The 19,058-nt window shown below is 53.9% G+C and carries 13 protein-coding genes; 6 read left to right on the forward strand and 7 right to left on the reverse strand.

The window, feature by feature from the left end; translation table 11 throughout:
- Nucleotides 1-793 precede the first annotated feature (793 nt).
- From ACQE3E_RS19565 to ACQE3E_RS19575, 3 genes are all read right to left on the reverse strand, one after another.
- Nucleotides 794-1,084, reverse strand: a complete 291-nt coding sequence (locus tag ACQE3E_RS19565; protein WP_313730611.1) for a type II toxin-antitoxin system RelE/ParE family toxin — start codon at nucleotides 1,082-1,084, stop codon at nucleotides 794-796.
- A gap of 1 nt (nucleotide 1,085) precedes the next feature.
- The gene (locus ACQE3E_RS19570) at nucleotides 1,086-1,346 is read right to left on the reverse strand and encodes a type II toxin-antitoxin system ParD family antitoxin (RefSeq protein WP_313730610.1); all 261 of its coding nucleotides are present in this window, start codon (nucleotides 1,344-1,346) and stop codon (nucleotides 1,086-1,088) included.
- 523 nt (nucleotides 1,347-1,869) lie between these two features.
- Nucleotides 1,870-2,403: a hypothetical protein gene (locus ACQE3E_RS19575; protein ID WP_071156130.1), complete on the reverse strand. Its 534-nt coding sequence runs from the start codon at nucleotides 2,401-2,403 to the stop codon at nucleotides 1,870-1,872.
- Nucleotides 2,404-2,777: 374 nt separating this feature from the next.
- Here ACQE3E_RS19575 and ACQE3E_RS19580 point away from each other — a divergent pair, with 374 nt between their 5' ends.
- The 6 genes from ACQE3E_RS19580 (at nucleotide 2,778) to ACQE3E_RS19605 (ending at nucleotide 11,854) form a co-directional block, all read left to right on the forward strand.
- Nucleotides 2,778-3,317 (forward strand): RNA polymerase sigma factor, encoded by a 540-nt coding sequence (locus tag ACQE3E_RS19580; protein WP_064028023.1) that lies wholly within the window; start codon nucleotides 2,778-2,780, stop codon nucleotides 3,315-3,317.
- Between the two features lie 60 nt (nucleotides 3,318-3,377).
- Nucleotides 3,378-4,376 carry a FecR family protein gene (locus ACQE3E_RS19585; RefSeq protein ID WP_427500975.1) on the forward strand — a complete coding sequence of 333 codons (999 nt, stop codon included), beginning with the start codon at nucleotides 3,378-3,380 and terminating at the stop codon, nucleotides 4,374-4,376.
- 131 nt (nucleotides 4,377-4,507) lie between these two features.
- On the forward strand, nucleotides 4,508-7,048 hold the full coding sequence (locus ACQE3E_RS19590; RefSeq protein ID WP_427500976.1) for a TonB-dependent siderophore receptor: 2,541 nt from the start codon (nucleotides 4,508-4,510) through the stop codon (nucleotides 7,046-7,048).
- Between the two features lie 407 nt (nucleotides 7,049-7,455).
- Nucleotides 7,456-7,959: an RNA polymerase sigma factor gene (locus ACQE3E_RS19595; RefSeq protein WP_064028031.1), complete on the forward strand. Its 504-nt coding sequence runs from the start codon at nucleotides 7,456-7,458 to the stop codon at nucleotides 7,957-7,959.
- A 57-nt stretch (nucleotides 7,960-8,016) separates the two neighbouring features.
- Nucleotides 8,017-8,985: a FecR family protein gene (locus tag ACQE3E_RS19600; RefSeq protein ID WP_313730605.1), complete on the forward strand. Its 969-nt coding sequence runs from the start codon at nucleotides 8,017-8,019 to the stop codon at nucleotides 8,983-8,985.
- A 499-nt stretch (nucleotides 8,986-9,484) separates the two neighbouring features.
- Nucleotides 9,485-11,854, forward strand: a complete 2,370-nt coding sequence (locus ACQE3E_RS19605; protein WP_313730604.1) for a TonB-dependent siderophore receptor — start codon at nucleotides 9,485-9,487, stop codon at nucleotides 11,852-11,854.
- Between the two features lie 294 nt (nucleotides 11,855-12,148).
- Here ACQE3E_RS19605 and ACQE3E_RS19610 read toward each other — a convergent pair whose 3' ends face one another.
- The 4 genes from ACQE3E_RS19610 to ACQE3E_RS19625 all read right to left on the reverse strand — a co-directional run bounded on the left by ACQE3E_RS19610 (nucleotide 12,149) and on the right by ACQE3E_RS19625 (nucleotide 19,053).
- On the reverse strand, nucleotides 12,149-12,940 hold the full coding sequence (locus ACQE3E_RS19610) for a hypothetical protein (RefSeq protein ID WP_313730603.1): 792 nt from the start codon (nucleotides 12,938-12,940) through the stop codon (nucleotides 12,149-12,151).
- Nucleotides 12,930-13,265: a hypothetical protein gene (locus ACQE3E_RS19615; RefSeq protein ID WP_313730602.1), complete on the reverse strand. Its 336-nt coding sequence runs from the start codon at nucleotides 13,263-13,265 to the stop codon at nucleotides 12,930-12,932. Before ACQE3E_RS19615 ends, ACQE3E_RS19610 begins: the two co-directional genes overlap by 11 nt.
- A 15-nt stretch (nucleotides 13,266-13,280) precedes the next feature.
- Nucleotides 13,281-13,841, reverse strand: coding sequence for a hypothetical protein (locus ACQE3E_RS19620; protein ID WP_313730601.1), 561 nt, complete (start codon nucleotides 13,839-13,841; stop codon nucleotides 13,281-13,283).
- Between the two features lie 442 nt (nucleotides 13,842-14,283).
- Nucleotides 14,284-19,053 (reverse strand): type I polyketide synthase, encoded by a 4,770-nt coding sequence (locus ACQE3E_RS19625; RefSeq protein ID WP_313730600.1) that lies wholly within the window; start codon nucleotides 19,051-19,053, stop codon nucleotides 14,284-14,286.
- Between the last annotated feature and the right edge of the window lie 5 nt (nucleotides 19,054-19,058).

The following is a 19,058-nucleotide window of genomic DNA, read 5'->3' on the forward strand; positions in this document are numbered from 1 at the left end:
GTAAGTTGGGGTAAGGTAACGAATCCCAACATTTTGACCGGTTTGGCCTTTGTTGGTTGCCGATGGCTTTATTGGTCGAAATGACTCGCTTTCATATATGGCTGGCGGCTCAAAGGTTGTCGTGTTGGGGTTCGTGCATCACCCCAAATATGGGCTCCTCCCCAATTGCAAGGCAAGATTGCCCAAAATAATGTTTCCGACTTAATGACACCTCTAGTTGGGGAGAGGAGTCCATGTCATCAACTTACGCGCTGAATGCCTTGCCCAGCCATACTTGCTCGCGTTAACCGCAAGCCGGTAGCGGCTAGAAGCTAAGGCTTTTCGCCTCACAGCCTTGGCTTTTAGCGGCTCGCGCAAGCATAAAAGCCTTAAGCGAGAGCGGATTTGCCCAATTCGCAAACCGGTACAGCTTCGAAACCGCGCCTATTTGCCAAGAGATTGTGGCTTTTAGCTGCGACCGTCAGGCGCTTCAGCTCGCGCTTAACCCAAACAGCTTCAAGCTCCGGGCATTTTGGTGCTGGTTTAAGGCTGAACAGGTTCAACCGCAAGGCTATTTGCGTTGCGCGATCGGCAAAAAGCCTTACCAGACCGGCTTTTTGCCGTAAGCATCCCGCTCGCAGGCTAGCGGCAGAGCCGTTTTAATCGATGGCCTCGTCCAGTCTGAAAATAGATGACATTCGGAGAAGCGGGGATCAGCGAATGAATAACTTGGTACGCGTAACGTAGCTTATTGCTGCGACTGGATATGTTTGCGTTGGGAAATGGTATGCAATGCATACCTTTGACTGAATTTTTATAAATGCGCTGTGTAATTCATTCTGTCATGAAGTACCCGTACAATGTGAATTTTGGTTGCTGTAATACGGTAAAAAACCAAATGGCGATTGATGTGAAATTGCCTATATCCTTCACGTATGTAATCACAGGCAATACCCAATTCCGGATTTTTAGCGATTAAAACGAATGAAGCATTTAATTCATCAAAATAGCAATCCGCCTGCTCCTCTCCCCAGTTATTAAATGAGTATAGCCAAATACATTTTAGGTCCTGTTTCGCGAGGACCTGAAGATGGATTTTTCGCATTTCAGGTTAAACCGGCTTCTTTTTTTGCTTCCAGTTTAATTGTTTCCATATGTAATTCGCCAGCATCGCCACTCTCTTCGCCTTCAATTAGGGCTGTGCGTAAAGATTGCAGTTTTGAGTTAGCTTCTCGCTCTTCAAGCAAACGTAAGGAATCGCACATAATTTCACTTACGCTTGCATAACGTCCACTCTCTAGCAACGACTCAATCAGGCTATTCCAGTGCTCGCCGAGGCTAACAGTTTGGGTTCGTGCTTGCGCCATGTTGTTCTCCTAGCCGGTTTACGAAAGGCTATTGTAAGATATAGCCTTACACTTCGGAAAGCCTTAATTTCCGGTATGTATTAGCGCACGCACCAGCCAATTGAGCCTTTACTACTGACGGGAATATACAGCTGTGTAAATCATCTACTAATGAGGTGTGTTCAATGAAACAAATGAGTTATTAATTTTTTTATTTTACTATTACACTTCGACTCTGTTTTTGCTGTTGGAACATCTGAAAATGGCTGTTTTGAGCGACAAGGCCGTAAGGTGCAAAATTGTAGGGCAATGGGATGGAGGTGCCAGCGTCCCAACTCCATGAAAAGCGAAAGCGTCCAAGCGTTGTGCTCCCAAGCCGGAGCTTGGGAACCAGGATAAATCGCGCCACAAACCCCGATGCGCCGCTCGGCAAACCCCGACAATATTATCTGGCTAGGTAATAAATAGCCATTTCGTAAAATCGGAATATTGTCGCCTTCGGAGTGTAATCTTTAGAATACTTCTTAGTTTAAGCCATCATCCGTTAATACAGCTTTGGAGGATTCCCTTTATTTTCGACAACGCTAGCAACATAACCCGTCCATTTTTTGAATATTTGTTTCCATTCGTCAGTGAGAAGATAATCCTTCGCCGGCAAATCCAAATTAAACTCAGGCATGTAGGACCCCAATATGCCTTTTTCTAGAATTCCGTCGGCAAAAACCCCATGTTCTCTAAGAATTAAAACCGGCAAACCTATCTGAAAAGCCATCGCCGGTTCGATATGTGAATACGGGCTGGTTAACCAAGTCTCACCCAATGATTTTTCCGCCTCCGACCCAGGTTTAAATACACCTGTCAAGATTTTACTACGCCGAAAAGCAATGGTGATGATGCCATTCGACTCCATCATAATTCTACGAATCGCTCTCAGCGGGGACTCCATATCGTAGTCGGTAACGCCCAACGTTCTCGGTTCCAATTCGTTGTTGTGCAAATAGTTTACTAGCCTCTCAATGAAATCTTGTTGTGCTTGATTAAAAGGATTTGGATAACTTAGAAATATAGGCGTTTTCATTGTTTTTAATATAAGAGTGAGGCGAATAATGGTTTCCGTATTAGCGGCTTAAAAACCACATATTGATCCTGAGGTTTTATTCGAACTCATTATGCCGCTATTTATAACTCGCAGACAGATCAATTGAACCGACATGCGCAAAACCCTGGCGCTCCCCCGGTTTCTATCGAGGCTTCCCCTAGGGCCGCAAGGCGGATAAGCGAAGCGTCATCCGCCGATAAAACCGTCGATTACCCGAGACTGCCCCGCCCTGTTTGACAGGGTTGTAATAGACGTACGCCTTAGTCGGCATCATCGCGAGCGAGCCCCGGCCGATATTGTCGCCAGTCCGCCGGCCGTGGTCTAATGAAAAAGGACTTCCACTCAATCGGACGATGTATCGCTTCTCACCGGATTTTGCCAACGACCTGATTCAGCGTCACCGCGACGAGTTGCTGGGATTTCTGGCGCCTCGGATTCGTTGTCCGGAGACCGCGGCCGACATCTTGCAGGATGCTTTTTTTCGTTTGACGCAGTTCGAATCGGAAAGCCAGATCGCCAATCCGCGAGCTTTTTTGTACAAAGTGGTCGGCAATTTGGCGATCGATCATTTGCGTAAACATCAGCGCGAGGCGGAGCGGCACGCCGCCGAGGAAGAACTGGCGGAACACGCCGACGCGACGCCCGACCTGGAACGCCAAGTCTACAGCCGGCAGAAACTACTGCATTTGCAGCAAGCGGTCTCCGAATTGCCCCCCAAATGCCGGGAGGTGTTTGTGCTGCATAAGTTTCACCATTATCCCTACTCGCAAATCATGCGCGAATTGAACATTGCAGAAAGTACGGTGTTGAAACATATCAACAAAGCGCTGGAACATTGCCGCCGACGCATGCGCGAACTGGAACTGTCCGAGCGGGAGCGTCACGATGCGTAACGCCGCTGACCGCTCGGCTTGCCCGATTATTTCCCGGCGGATGTCGCCGGTGGCCGGCCGATGAACAAAGCCGCGTCCGAAACCTTTTCCGCGCGTGCCGAACGCGAGGCGATGGCCTGGCAAGCCACTCTAAGCTCCGATTTGCTGAGCAACCAGCAACGCCGAGCATTCGAAACTTGGCTGGCCGCCAGCGAGCAGCACCGGGCCGCGTGGCGCGACGTCAACGCGTTCTGGCTCGGACTGGACACAGTGAGCGCCGCCGACCTGGGGCTGGCCGCGCCACCGGCGCCGGCAGCCACCCAAGAACGGTCGCGCGCGACCGCGCTGCGGCGCGGGCCGCCAGTCCGCCGCCATCGCGCGAGTCTGGCGCTGGCGGCATCGCTATTGTTGGCGGTGGCGGCGATCCAATTACACGCATCCGGCTATTGGGCCGATTACCGATCGCCGGTCGGCGGCCAGCGCCAAATTCAGTTGGCCGACGGCTCCAACGTGATGTTGAACACCGGCAGCGCGCTGTCGGTCGATTTTTCGGCTAAACAACGCCGGGTCAGCCTGCATCGCGGCGAAGCGTTTTTTCAGGTTGCCGCCGATCCCGCGCGACCGTTCGTGGTCGACGCCGGCGCCGGTACGGTGCAGGCGCTGGGTACCGCTTTCGATGTCCTGCGCGACGACGACCGGGTGAGAGTCACCGTGGTCGAGCACGCGGCCAAAGTCAGCAACGCGGACGGCAAGACCTTGGAACGATTGAACGAAGCCGAGCAAATTCAATTCGACAGCCGCGTTTTAGGTCGCGCCGAGACCGTCAACCCGTCACGCATCGCCACCTGGCGCCAGCAGCGGATCGTGTTTCAGGAACAACCGCTGGCGACGGTGGTCGCCGAGCTGGAGCGCTATCGGCCCGGCAAAATCCTGATTACCGATTCGGCCATCGAGAACCTACCGATCACCGGCGTATTCGGGATCGGCGATACCGATCTGGCCCTGCAAGCCATCGAACAAAGCCTGCCGGTACGCGTCCGCACCGTGGGTTCCCACCTGGTTTTGCTGTCCGCCCGTTAGTCCGCCGCGACTCGCGAAAAAAAGTTTACCCGGCGAGTAGATACTCCCCCGCCGTCGTTTCGTCTTATCTCCAAGTTCGCCGCACGGCAGCGCGCGGCGGGCGTTTCCAATTCGGATAATCAGGAGATCAGATGAAACATGCTCGTAAGGACTCAAACATCGGCAACCCGTGTCGCGTCGAACTTTCGCCGTTGCTTGCGGCAATCGCGGCACTGTGCGGCAGTTTGTTAGTGGCCGTGCCGGCTGTCGGCACGGCCGCCCCGGACAGCGGCATCAGCCAACAGACGATGAATTTCGATATTGGCGCCGGCTCATTGTCCGATGCGCTGCTACGATTTTCCGAAATCAGCGGCCAGCGCGTCCTGTTCGGTGCCGAACTGGTACGCGGTCTTGGTAGCGATGGCTTGAATGGCCGGTACACGCCATCCGCCGCACTGCAACGCTTGCTCAGCGGTAGCGGCCTCAATGCCCGACAAACCGACAGCGGCAGCATCACGCTGGAAAAAGCCGCCGAAAAACCGCTGCCGTCCGGCGCCGCGACGATGCCGGCGGTGACGGTGCTCGGACAGGCGACTTACGACTCGACCGACCCTTACAACCCCGCCTACAGCCTGCCTAACGCATCCACGGCCACCAAAACCGACACGCCTATCATGCACACGCCGATGTCGGTCAAGGTAGTCCCGCAGCAAGTGTTGAAGGATCAACAAGTGGTCACGCTGGATCAAGCGTTGAGGAACGTCAGCGGCGTCGTCAGCGGCGACGGCAACGATCGCGAGTTTTACGTACGCGGCTTTAGCTCCACTTCCTCCAGCGGCTCCAACGGCGGCGGCGGCTCCACCTACTATCGGGACGGTTTTCCATTTATCAACGGCTGGCATCATACGGTCGATTTAGCCAATATCGACCGCGTCGAAGTATTAAAAGGTCCAGGCTCGATACTGTTCGGTCGCTCCGAACCCGGCGGCATCATCAACTTCGTCACCAAGCAGCCGTTGGATACCCCGTACCACAGCGTCCGTCAACAATTCGGTTCTTACGGCCATTTTCGCACCGATATTGACGCCACCGGTCCGTTAAGCACTCACAAGGATCTGGCTTATCGGGTCAATTTCGCCTACCAGGCTAACGACTCGATAACGGAATGGGGCGGCGGCGAACGGATCTTTGCCGCACCGATGTTGCGCTGGCGCATCTCGGACAAAACCACTTCGACGTTTAAATTGGAATACAGCGATATCAAAACCAATGCGGACAATCCGGTTCCATACAACTTGCTGGGAAAAGTGCCTAGAAGCCGCAATTTTAACGATCCCTGGGCTTACAGCGAAGATCAGTATGTGATGTTCTCGGCGAATACCGAACACGTTTTCAACGAGAACTGGACCCTCCGCCACCGCTTTAACGCCAGTTTCGCGGAAGTCACTTCGCGCAATGTCGCCGCGGCCGGTTCAGCCGACGCCAGCGGCAATTTTGGCCGCTGGGGATTCGAACAAAATTTCGATGGCGGAGACTACTACAACAATTACTTCAACTCGCTGGAGTTGACCGGCAAGTTCGAAACCGGCTTCGCCAAACACACGTTGCTGATCGGTAGCGATTATTTGAAGACCGACGCCAGAGCCACCATGGGACCGGTGTTTGCGTGGATGCCGGGATTCGAGAGCAGTAATGCCTACCAGCCCATCCACCGTTACCAAATGCCGGGCATGACGGTGTCCAACTTTCCGCCGCAAAGAACGGCCTTCAACACCTTCGAATACGACAACCCCTGGTTCGGCTTTTACGCTCAAGACCAAGTGGAACTGCCCTACCACGTGCATCTGCTGGGCGGTCTACGCTACGACAATGCCGACACCGACACTTACGCCGACTACGGCGCGATCCCGCAATTTTTCCCCAGCGTTCAGACTCCGTTCGTCGAAAAACAAAGCAACGACCGCGTATCGCCGCGCGGCGGCGTGCTTTGGCAGCCAATACCGGAGTTGTCGCTGTTCGGTAGTTACACCGAAAACTTTGGCGCACCCAACGGCCTGAACGCACAAGGCCGAGTGTTAGCGCCGCAAACCGCCGCGCAATGGGAAGCCGGGGTGAAAACCGAGTTATTCGACGGCCGCTTGATCACTACCCTGACCTATTTCGATTTGAAGAAGTACAACTTGTCTTTCCAAGATTTTCCGCCCGGTTCGCCGTCGCAATTGATAGGGAAAGCGGAAAGTCGCGGTTTGGAACTGGACATCAGCGGCGAGATTCTGCCGGGCTGGAAGATCATGGCGGCCTATGCTTATATGCCGTTCGCGCAAACGGTGGAAGATCCGATCCATACTCAATATGTCGGCAAACGCTTGCACAACGCCCCGGAAAACAGCGGCAATCTTTGGACGACCTACGAATTCCAAAATGTCGGCTTGCGGGGCTTGAAGCTCGGCGCGGGCGTACAAGCGGTTGGTCAGCGGTTTCTCGGATATGACGAAACCCAGAAAACGCCGGGGTACGCCACGCTCAATCTGATGGCCAGCCAGGCCTGGAAGGTCGGACAAACGCGGGTGACAGCGCAGATCAACGCGGACAATTTGTTGGATAAAACCTATCTGCAAGGTCTCAATACTTACGGCGTGGGCACCTATGGCGCGCCTAGAACGTTTATGGGCTCCGTGCGGATCGAATATTAGGCAACTCGGCTTACATGGAGCAATCGGCGCGGTCGGGCTTGCCCGTCCGCGCCGACTTGCACGCCAATCCCGCACAGCGTCTTCCAATCTAAATCAACCCTCTGCCGGCTCAGCCACTTTAAGCCGTCACGCCCCGGACCATTTGGTCTCCTCAAACTGAACCGCAACCGATCGAATTCACCAAGAGGTGATATCCCCATTCGCCGCATCACCCTCGATACGCAGCGAGGCGCCTTCCTGACACAGGCACAACCACCAATCCAAACCAGATGCGCTTCGACGGCCGAATGCGTTATGCTGAATTAACCGTCGCCGGAATGTCGGATTTAAGCCTTCGGGTGCTAACCACTTAAAAAACGTTGCCGACCCCGGATCATCGAAATCGAATTGACCGCGAACCCTTGCCTATGACGATCAATCACCTGCTGGACAAACTGTTTCGCCGCCACCGCGAGGAATTGCTGGCGTTCGCCGAGCGCAAAGGGAATTACGACAATGCCGAAGACTTGGTGCAGGATGCTTTTTTGCGCTTGCTGCAACATGCCGATTTGCCGGCGGTGAACAACCCTCGCGCCTATTTGTTCAAGATCACGTCGAATCTCAGCGCCGATCAATTCCGCCGGCCGTCGCTGGAATTGATCGACCACGAAAACGCTGAGTACGACAATTATGCGTGTCCGCTACCGTTACCGGAAACGGTGGCCGAAAGCCAGCAAAGCTACCAATTCAGTCTACAAGCGCTGCAGGATTTACCGGAAATTGTCCGAACCTGCTTTTTACTGCACCGCATCGACGGCATTCCCCAGGCCGATATCGCCAAGGCCTTCAATCTGCCGCGCCGCACCGTCGAACGTTACTGCGCCAAGGCCTTGGCGCATTGCTGCGCCCGCTTGGATCAGCCGCGAGAATGACTGGCGGCTGGTTTTACAAGTCGCCACCGTAGTCCTCAGTCGCGTTTCACCGCCGCCATGATCAAACCAACCGATCCCAATATTGCCGAACAAGCCAGCCACTGGGTGTTAAAACGCCTGGACGGCGCCGGTTCAAGCACGGAACAGCGCGCTTTCCAGGCTTGGCTGGACGCCGATCCCCGTCATCTTCCGGCTTATCGCCATGCCGCCGCCGTTTGGCGGAACTTCGCGCCATCCGAAGGCCAGCCCGCCGATGTGAACTTGACGAACGCCCGCGCCCAATTTCGCGAAGCGCAATACCAAATCCGGCGCGCGCGAAACCGGCGTTTGCGCGGCCTGGCGTTGGCGGCGTTGCTGGTCGCCACGCCACCACTAACCTGGAACTGGCTGAATTCGGCCGAATACCGCACCGGCAAGGGTCAACGCCTATCGGTCGCGTTAGCCGACGGTTCGCGGGTCGAATTGAATACCGATAGCCGTCTACGAGTGAATTATGCTTGGCAGACTCGGCAAGTCACCCTGGAGCGCGGCGAGGCTGTATTCGACGTCAAACACGATCCGGCCAAGCCCTTCGAAGTGCTCGCTCCCTCGGGCCGCATTCGCGATATCGGCACCCGTTTTAACGTCTACCAAGGCCGCGACGGCACCACCGTCAGCGTGATGGAAGGCGAAGTCGAAGTCGCCACCGTCAGCAGCACGCTGAACGAGCGCCTACCGGCCGGCAGCCAAATTCATTTCGACGCGCGCGGCAGTTTGGGCGCGCGAACCTCATTCGATGCCGACGCGGTGATGGCCTGGCAAAAGAATTTACTGGTGTTTCGCAATGCGCCGCTGACCGAGGTCTTGGAGCAATTGAGCCGCTACCACGCGGTGGACTTGCAACTCGCCGATCCGGCCTTGCGCGACCTGAAGGTCAGCGGCGATTTTCCCAGCACCGATTTGACCGGAGCCTTGAAGGTTATCGCGGCGGCCTTGCCGATCAAGATCCGGCAAGCAGCGTCCGGCGTGATCGTGTTGGATCGCTAGGCGGTTTTCTCGCGCGAGCGATAGGCAGAACCGACAACTTGACGCGCCCCGCCGGCGGCATCCTTATCCGCACACCTTCCGATCGTTAAGCCAGCCGGCAGATTCCGTTCGCGTTCGCGCGGGAAACCGTCTAGCCGTTCCCTGAGCGGAGTCGTTGGGCGGCTCCCTGAGTAGAGTCGAAGGGCCGCACCCTGAGCGGAGTCGAAGGGCCGCACCCTGAGCGGAGTCGAAGGGCCGCACCCTGAGCGGAGTCGAAGGGCCGCACCCTGAGCGGAGTCGAAGGGCCGCACCCTGAGCGGAGTCGAAGGGCCGCACCCTGAGCGGAGTCGAAGGGCCGCACCCTGAGCGGAGTCGAAGGGCATACAACCTTAAATTGCCCAAACATTCCGGACAGCCCGCGTTCTTATCGACCGCGAGATTTTTTTTCGAAAAGTGGCGGTTGTCGGCGGCAAATCCCCTCTTAACGGATAGTGAAGCAAAAATAACCAAAGGAGGGATTATGCACTCACTATCCAAAGCCCTGATGATCTGCGCGTTGGCCGGAAGCGCGTGGGCAGCGTCCGCGCAAGAGAAAAGTTTTAGCTTCGATATTCCCGCGCAACCGCTGGCAGCGGCGCTGGAAAGCCTGCGGAGCCGGACCGGCATACACGTGTTCTATGCCGAGGACGCGGTAAAAGGTAAAACCAGTGCCGCGTTGTCGGGCGACTTGACGGTTCAGCAAGCGGTGAGCAGACTATTGGCGGGTAGCGGTCTGACTCACACCTTCACGTCGAGCGACACGGTCGCGATCAAGCGCATCGACACCGGCAGCGATGCCAATACCACGATGCCGGCGATCACGGTGGTCGGTAATACCGAATACGATACCAACGACCCTTACAACACCGCCTACCAAACCCGCAGCGCGACGACCGCGACCAAAACCGATACGCCGGTGATGGAATTGCCGATGTCGGTGAAAGTGGTGCCGAAATCGGTGATCAACGACCAGCAAATCACCCGCCTGGACGACGCGCTGAAAAACGTCAGCGGTGTGTTTGCCAGCCCCGGCAACGGCGGCACCACCGACTCGTTTATCGTACGCGGCTTCGTCGATTTCAACCCGTATTACAACGGCGTGCGGCTGGAGACCGGCTGGACTCAGGGCGGTCTGCGCGATGCCGCCGGCTTGGAACGGGTGGAAGTCTTGAAAGGCCCGGCCTCGATACTATACGGCCGTATCGAGCCGGGCGGCATGGTCAACATGGTGCCGAAAACGCCGTTGGCGACACCCTATTATTCGTTGCAACAGCAATTTGGCTCCTACCGCTTTTACCGTACCACGATAGACGCCACCGGACCGGTGAACGCCGACAAATCGGTGCAGTATCGCGCCAACCTGGCCTACGAAAACAAAGGCTCGTTTCGCGACTTTATCGAAGGCGAGCGGGTTTACTTCGCGCCGACCGTGCATTGGGACATCAGCGACCGCACCCAGGCGACTTTCTATGTCGATTATTTGCACAACGACACCGCGCCGGACGTCGGCGGCCCGCCACGTATCGGCAATCGCCCGGCCGATCTGCCGCGCAATCGCAATTTAAGCGAACCCAATATCCGCGCGGTCAGCGACGACATTCTGTTCGGCGTGGACTGGAGCCATGCCTTCAACAACCAATGGACCTTCCGCCACCGCTTCTTCGCCGATTTCACCGAAGATAATGAAAATCTGCCCGGCGCGCCGGCCGGGTTGGCGGACGACAACCGCACGCTGCACCGGACGAACTTCGGCAACCGCGACAATTTGGGCAGTACTTACAACACCAACGTCGATCTGACCGGCAAGTTCAAGACCGGTATGTTGGCGCACACGTTCATGATCGGCGGCGATTATTTTACGTTCGAAAATACCTTCGCTTGGCCGTCGCCGCAAGCAGTACCGGACATCGACATCTATAACCCGGTCTATTCGGGCAATCTCGGCTTGCTTTCGCGGCTGGACGCGGTCGGCAATTTGGGCTTCGAATGGTTCGGCCTGTATTTGCAGGACCAGATCAAGCTACCGTACGACGTACATTTACTGCTAGGGATGCGCTACGACAATGCCAACTCGTGGCAAGACTTCGGCGCTTTCGGCAGCGGCATCAAGGACACCAATCACGAGGATAAAGTCACGCCGCGGGTCGGCTTGCTCTGGCAGCCCATCCCGTCGCTCAGCGTCTACGGCAACTACGTGCAAGGCTTCGGCGCGCCGAACATTGGGGTTTATGCCAGCGGTGGAGCCAAAATCAAACCGCAAACCTCGGAGCAATGGGAGGCCGGCTTCAAGAAGGAATGGCTGGACGGCAAACTCAATCTGACCGCCGCCTATTTCGAAATCACCAAACAAAACATCGCCACGCCGATCGCCAATTCCCTTTTTTTCGAAGCGGTCGGCAAGGCTCGCAATCGCGGCTACGAATTGGATTTGACCGGCGAAGTACTGCCGGGCTGGAAGGTGATCGGGGTTTATTCCTACATAGACTCGGAAATCGTCAGCAACGGCGGTACCGACGAAGGTCATCGCCTCGCGAACGTGCCCGCGCATGGCGGCAGTCTGTGGAATACCTATACCTTGCAAGATGGCGCGTTGAAAGGGCTGAAGTTCGGCGCCGGCGTCGTCGCCCGCTCGCAGCGACAAGGCTCGAACGAAAACAACTTCCAGCTGCCGGGTTACGCGATCTTCAATGCGCTGATCGGCTACGAAACCCACATCGGCAAAACCAAGCTGACCACCCAAATCAACGCGGACAATCTGCTGGACAAGGAATATTTCGAAACCGGCCGGGCCGACCGCAACTTTTGGGGCACGCCACGCACCTTCATGGGCTCGGTGCGCGTGGAGTATTGATAGTCCTTTCAAATACGGACGTTTTCGAGCGGCCTAGCCGCTCGATCGCAACGCCACCATCGGTTCCGATTCAAACCCTACCAGATTTTGAATGCTTGGGATCGGCCAAAACCAGACTGATGAGTTGAATTATTGAATGGCAGGTTTTGCTTTAAAAATATACTGAGAAAGAAAATATTTTTCTAGAAAAATTCAAAACGCACAATATTAGACGAGCCTTATTTCAATTGAAGAACTTACCCTTCTATTAATGTTGAATAACATGGTGCTTGTTGCTTATCAGAGATAAAGCTATTATGATTTCATCATTATAAGTCGTTTGTTTATTTCGTTATTGTCACGTTTTAGGTCTTCAACAGATTTTGAAATAAGAAATAGCTTCTCACTGATATCATCAGCCTTTTTTAAGAGAGAGAGCTGATGGTTATTCGTGCCTTTTAATTGGTCTTTATCTTTGGCTAGACGACCTAAACTTATATCTATTTTACTTAGTTTTAATACAACCTCTTGCACAAGCTCTTTATATTCTTCAGCATTTTTTATAGTTGCCAATCTTTTATTTTGGTGGTCGTTAATTAAATCCAATTCAAATTGATCTAAACGACCTTGCTCAAGTCGATTTACATATTGAAGCATCTCATCCCTGGAACACTGAGACATCCGCTGAAACTTGTTTAAATCTGATCTACAGTCTTGATAAACGAATTCCAGCCCTCTAATGGAATTATTATCCACCTTTTCATTTATAAAATTATAATATGTTAATGCCCCTGCTGAAACGCCTCCAACTACCCCACCGATAGCAATAAACAATCCTGCATGATTATGCGTTGCAAATGCAATTACACCACCCAAAACGGCTCCTGCAATTACACCGGCAACAACATTGGGAAACATGCTTTCATAAAGACAATCCATTTGATCTTGACTAGAAATCATTAAACATTCTTTTGTTGTTTTGGTAGCGCACCCAGATAATACAACAACTGAATTAAGAATAAATATCCGTCGCGACTTATTGATACTTGGATCGATATTTGCCTCGCATCTTGAATGCGATAAACCAACGCTTGTTTTAATATTCATGATCAAGCTCTCGCTGAACCTTATCCGAATTCTCAATCAAACTCTTTCGCCAAATCTCGCATGATGACGCATCAGATCGCTGATATATGAACAAAAGACTATCTTTAATATATTTAAAATAAATGGTTTGATCATTAATGGTTTTTTTTAACTTTTCATTTTCTTTTTCTAGAGTCTCAATTTTTTTATCTAGGTCTTCAAATCTTGGATAATAAATTGCTGTTATTGTTGCAATGGTACCAATTAAGGATGCCATTAAAGTAGCAGCAGCCCCCCACATAGCCGGTGATGCATAAAAAGGTACGTTATTTTTCAATCCAGGCATATCCCAAATACCTCATCATTTTTTAATATTTACTGGTACGCAATTATAAGCCACAATTACTTCTTCTTCTCTAACTTGTATAAACTGTCCATTTATACTAAGTGGCACTGCAATATTATTTCCACATCTAAATGAAAACCCAACATATACAGCATTTTTACTATCCCTTGAAATGCAATAGTCTTGAGCAGCTTGATCGGCTCGATACACCTCAGCAACTGCGTCGTCTTTGAACCAAAAATCTATCGAATTGTCTGTCCTATCTATTACACTTATGACTGGATGTACAGAATTGGTAAAGGAAAAATGATGCATAATCTCGTCTTTAACCAACGTTTCATCAGGCTTCCCCATTAGATTTCTTACCGGATCAAATAATTTCCCCAAACTTTCTTTTAACGCTTTGTCGACTCCATATCCAATATTCTCATTGCAATTAGACGTGCCTTTTTCTATTTTAGCGCCATTCAATCCACCAAAACTGAATCTTGTTAATCCTGAGCTTGGTTGCTTCTTTAAACCTGAACAGGAAATAAGGACCAAAATAAATGCAATTAAAAAAAATCTTGTGGGCATGGCTTTGTGGCTCCCTGATGATTTTTAGCTATCTATGTTTCTCTAATAAATGTAATTAGGGCCATGGCTGGGTGAAGCGGCAGCTATACCCGGCTTTAATGGCTTCTAGCTGGGTTCATTATCATTCAACCCACCCTACTTCCACAAACTCAGCTTCAGCCTATGATCCATTGGCGGTCATTTGGAAGTGAAACCGATTGTCTCTTTTGGGTCGATTGCGCTAATTCATCACTTCCAAAAGCTGTCATTCAACACTGGCGTAATCATATTGGAATCGATGGCCTGGTTTGTATCGGAACGGGTGGCGGTTTTCAATTATTTAGCTTATTCGGACGGAAACCCATACTCCCGCGTTTCCGGTTGACAGCCCCTGCCACTGCAATGATAGTCGGGAGCGGCTTTGATTTGTCTGGGCTATACCGCGACGCCTTCACCACTAGGCTTACGTATCCGCCAGGATGTTTTGTAATTTCTCGCTAATTAACCGATCCAATTCCTGCTCGGATAAGTTTTCCACCGCCGTCCGGCCGGTATCGGCGTTAACGTCCTCGACTGGGCTCAGTAGCGGTTTTGCGTGGCGCTCCAACAAATACGCGCAGACATCGGCCACATTGGCGTAGTCAAACAATAACGTCGTCGGCAAATCGCAACCTAGGCGACGCTGCAAATTTACCCTCAACTCGACGATGGTGATCGAATCAAGCCCCATGTCGAAAAAACCTTGATAACTATCGATGGTTTTAGCTTCGTCCAGATACAGCACTTGCTTGATCGCTTGCTCGAGTTGGGTTTTGGCCAATTGGTAAGCTTCGTCCCGGCTTAACTCGGCTATTTGTTGCTCGAAATTAAGCACTGCTGGACTATCCGCGATAGCGTCGGCCTCTTCTACCAGCCCGCCGGTCACCTGCCATAAAGGTTTAGTCGCCGCCTCGGCCAAGGCCTTGCCAAATAACGGCCAATCGACGTCCATCAACACTTGCTGGCTCGCGCCGGCATTCAAGGCTTTCGCCAATAAACTCACAGCGAACGGCGCTGGCATCGCCACGACGCCGCTAGCTTGCATACGCTGTTGATCGACCCGGTCCAAGCCGGCGGCCATGCCGACATCGGCCCAAGCACCCCAGTTGACGGTTAATGCCGGCAAACCCAAGCGATTGCGGTATTGCGCTAAACCGTCCATCGCGGCATTGGCGGCGGCATAAGCCGCTTGCCCTCTGGAACCCAGCACCGAAGCCGCCGACGAACACAGCACGAAAAAATCCAATGCCGCATCTTTGGTGGCTTGATGCAACAACCAAGCCCCCGTCACCTTAGCCGACCCTACCGCCTTAAAATCGTCCGCTTGCAGATTTTCCAACAGGCCGTCTTTTAAGATGCCGGCCGCATGTATGACGCCTTTCAAGCGTCCGCCCTGTTGCTGAATATGCGCCATTAACGCGGCGACTGCCTCGCCATCGGCGATGTCGGCTTGAACGCAGCGCACATCGCCGCCTTGCCGCCGTAAATCTTCAATCTTCTGCTGCGCCTCGCCCGCAGCCGGACGGCGGGCAATCAGCCATACCCGGCCGGCCTTGTTCGCCACCAACCAGCCGGCAATAGCCAAACCCAAGCCGCCCAAGCCACCGGTAATCAGGTAATCGCCGCGCGGATCGATGACGACAGCGGCGGCGGGTAAGGCGCTCGGTGTCAATCTGGCCGCATAGCAACCTTCCGGCCGAATCGCAATTTGTTCGCCGCGAGGTGCTATCGCCATGATCGCCATCAACTTAGTCAACTGCTCCGGGCTGCTGTCGGCCAAATCCAGCAAACCGCCGAACAGTGCCGGTTGTTCCAAGCCGATCACCCGGCCGAGCCCCCACGCGGCGGCGCTTACCCAGCCGGTTGCCGCGTCGCCGTCAGCGGCGACCTGGGCGTTTTCGGTTAACCACCAAATCGGTAGCGGTTTATCCGCTTGTTTCAAGGCCCGGTAACAAGCAATAAACCGAGTCATCACCGCGCCGAGGGCTTCCGGCCCGCCATCGGCCAAATCGCAGGCTTGAAAATTCATCACCGCCAGTTCCGTCGAGGATGTCGAGGTAATATCGTCCAAACAACGTTGCCAGTCCTGCTCGCTATCGAAACACAGGCGATAATGTTGCGCGCTTATTTTTTGATATTCGCGGCTCGACTCAAGCAAGACCATCGGCATCTTGGCGCCCGAACCGGCATCAAACAGCGTTTTGGCTCGCCCTTGCCGGTCGGCAATCAACAACCAGGTTTTGGCGGCCCCGGCTGGCGGCAATTCGTAGCGCCGCCAGCTAATTTGATAAGCGCATTGCGCCTGCCGATCTTGCGAAATCGCCTGCTGATGCAATGCGGTCAGATTGTGCAGAATTTGCAGGGTTAATTTTCGTTCGTCCTCGTTCGGGGTTTTATCCTGCCATAAGGCGGCCAACAAACTTTCGGTTTGGCCTTCGGCCAAGGCCTGTAAAACGATAGACGCCGGCTGAGCCTCGGTAATCGCTTGTTTAGCCGTTGGCGCAGCCAGCCAATAAAACTGGCGTTGCCAGGGATAGTTCGGCAATTTGATTTTTTCGCCGCCGGTGACGGCCCGCCAATCGGGCGTCAAACCCGTTTGATATAACCGAGCCAACGCCCGGTAAGTTTCCGCCCGGCTATCGCCTTTACCGGTTTGGCCGTGCAGACAGATTTTTTCCGCGGCGGCCTCGATCTGCTTGACTAAGCCAAATAAGACCGGCTTCGGTCCTATTTCCAGGAAAATATCCGCCCCTTGCGCGACGAGCTGCTGCACGGCCGGATAAAACTGTACCGTTTGGCGGATATGCTTAACCCAATAATCCGCGCCGGCGATGTCCTCGCCGACGACTTGGCCTGTCAAGGTCGAGACCAGGGTCTTATCCGGCGCACGAAATGCAATGGTCTCGGCAATCTCGGCAAAAACCGGTAAAGCCGCTTGCATGGCCGGCGAATGAAATCCGTGGGCGACATTCAACGGGGTAACGGAAAGCCCAGCCTGCTCTAACGCGACGCTAATTTCTTGCAAAGCTTCCTTCAAGCCTGAAATCACCAGACTCTTGGCGGTATTCACCACCGCGATGCCGGCGCTATCGACGAACGGCGCAAGCCAGGGCTGAACGGTTTTTTCGTCGGCGGCAACGGCGATCATCGCGCCAGGTACGGCATGCTCGTTGATACTGCTGCTACGCGCGGCAATCAATTTCAAGGCATCGGACAACGCAAACACCCCGGCATGGCAAGCCGCCGCGTATTCGCCGATGCTATGCCCCAACACGAAATCGGCCTTGATCCCCCAACTTTGCCACAAGGCCAGCATCGCATACTGAAACACGAAAATCGCCGGTTGAGCATGGGTTCTCAACCGTTGTTCGTCTGCTTCGTCGCACAACAAGGCCTTGACCGAATAACCAACCCGAGGCGCCAGAATGGCGTCGCATTGGTCCACCGCCGCCCGGAATACCGCTTCACTGCGGTATAAATCCAAGCCCATGCGCGGATATTGACTACCTTGTCCGGTAAATAAAAAGGCCAGTTTCGGCTTTTTCCATTCCGAGCACGGTCTGACGTCGTTCAACAAGCCCGGATCGCGCAATTGTTGGATCAGCTCCTCGCCACCGCTCGCAAATAGCGCTTTGCGGAAGGAAAAATGGCTGCGGCAGGTATTGGCGGTAAAGCAAAAATTCTGAACTTGGCCGGCGGGCAATGCCTGTAAAGCGTCGGCATAGCGACTGGCGACCGCTGGCAAAGCCGCTTGGGTTTTTGCGGACAACGTCAACAGATTCAATCCGGTCGGCGTTTGGCAGCTCCTGGTTTTCGGTGGCGGCGTTTGCAAAATGGCATGCGCGTTGGTACCGCTCATGCCGAATGAACTGACGGCCACCAAACCCGGTTCAGCCTTATCCGGCCAAGCGGTCAACTGGGTCGGCACTTTCAGATTGAACGTTTCCCAGGGAATATGCGGGTTGGGCTCGGAAAAGCCCAAACTGGCCGGAATCTCGCGATGTTTTAACATCAAAGCGGCTTTAATCATGCTGGCAATACCGGCCGCCGCTTCCAGATGACCGATATTGGTTTTCACCGAACCGATATACAAAGGATTATCCGGCGCCCGGTCTTGGCAATAGACCGTGCCCAAGGCTTCCGCTTCGATCGGATCGCCCAATACCGTGCCGGTCCCGTGGGCTTCGACGTAAACCACTTGTTCGGCGTTAATTTTGGCTTGCGCCAAGACTTGCCGTATCAGTTTTTGTTGCGCCAACCCGTTAGGCACCGTCAAGCCGCTACCGGGGCCGTCGTGATTCACGCCGCTGGCTCTGATCACTGCGATGATGTCGTCGCCGTCGGCCTCGGCATCGGACAGCCGCTTTAATACCAGGGCGCCGCAGCCTTCCCCTCGACCATAACCGTCGGCCGAAGCATCGAAGGCTTTGCTATGCCCGTCTTCGGCCAGTGCCCCGACCCTGGATAGAAACATCGCCACGTTGGGGGTCAGCATCAATTGCACGCCGGCCGCCACCGCCACCCTGGACTCGGCCTTGCGCAAACTTTGGCAGGCCAAATGCACCGCTACCAAGGCCGACGAACATGCGGTATCGATAGCAAGACATGGGCCTTGCCATCCCATCACATAAGAAATCCGACCGGCGGCGAAACAAAATCCGTTGCCGCTACCGTCGTAGGTATTGATGCGCGAATAATCGTCGGAATAGAGCTGCAACAGGCCATAGTCGTTTTGGCCTATGCCCAGAAACAAACCGGTATCGCTATCGCGTAGCGAATCGGGAACGATGTTGGCATGCTCCAATGCCTGCCAACAAACCTCGAGCAGCAAGCGTTGTTGCGGGTCCATGCTTTTGGCTTCGCGCGGCGAAATACCGAAAAACTCGGGATCGAAATCCCCCGGCCGCTCGATAAACCCGGCTTTGCGGGTATACATTTTCCCCGGCACGCCGCGCTCGGCGCTGTACAGGCTAGCCATATCCCAACGGTCGCCAGGCACGTCGACGATGCCGTGTTCGCCGCGGCTCAATAACTGCCAGAACGCTTCCGGCGTATCAATGCCGCCCGGTAAGCGGCAACCGATGCCGACGATCGCAATCGGCTCGTTCGCCTTGGCTTCCTGGTCGAGCAAACGCTGTTTCATTTTTGCCAATGCCAGCGAAGCGCGTTTTAATTGATCTTCATTCTCCGACACGTCTC

It is taken from the genome of Methylomonas sp. MED-D, assembly GCF_050276835.1.
GTDB lineage: Bacteria > Pseudomonadota > Gammaproteobacteria > Methylococcales > Methylomonadaceae > Methylomonas > Methylomonas koyamae_A.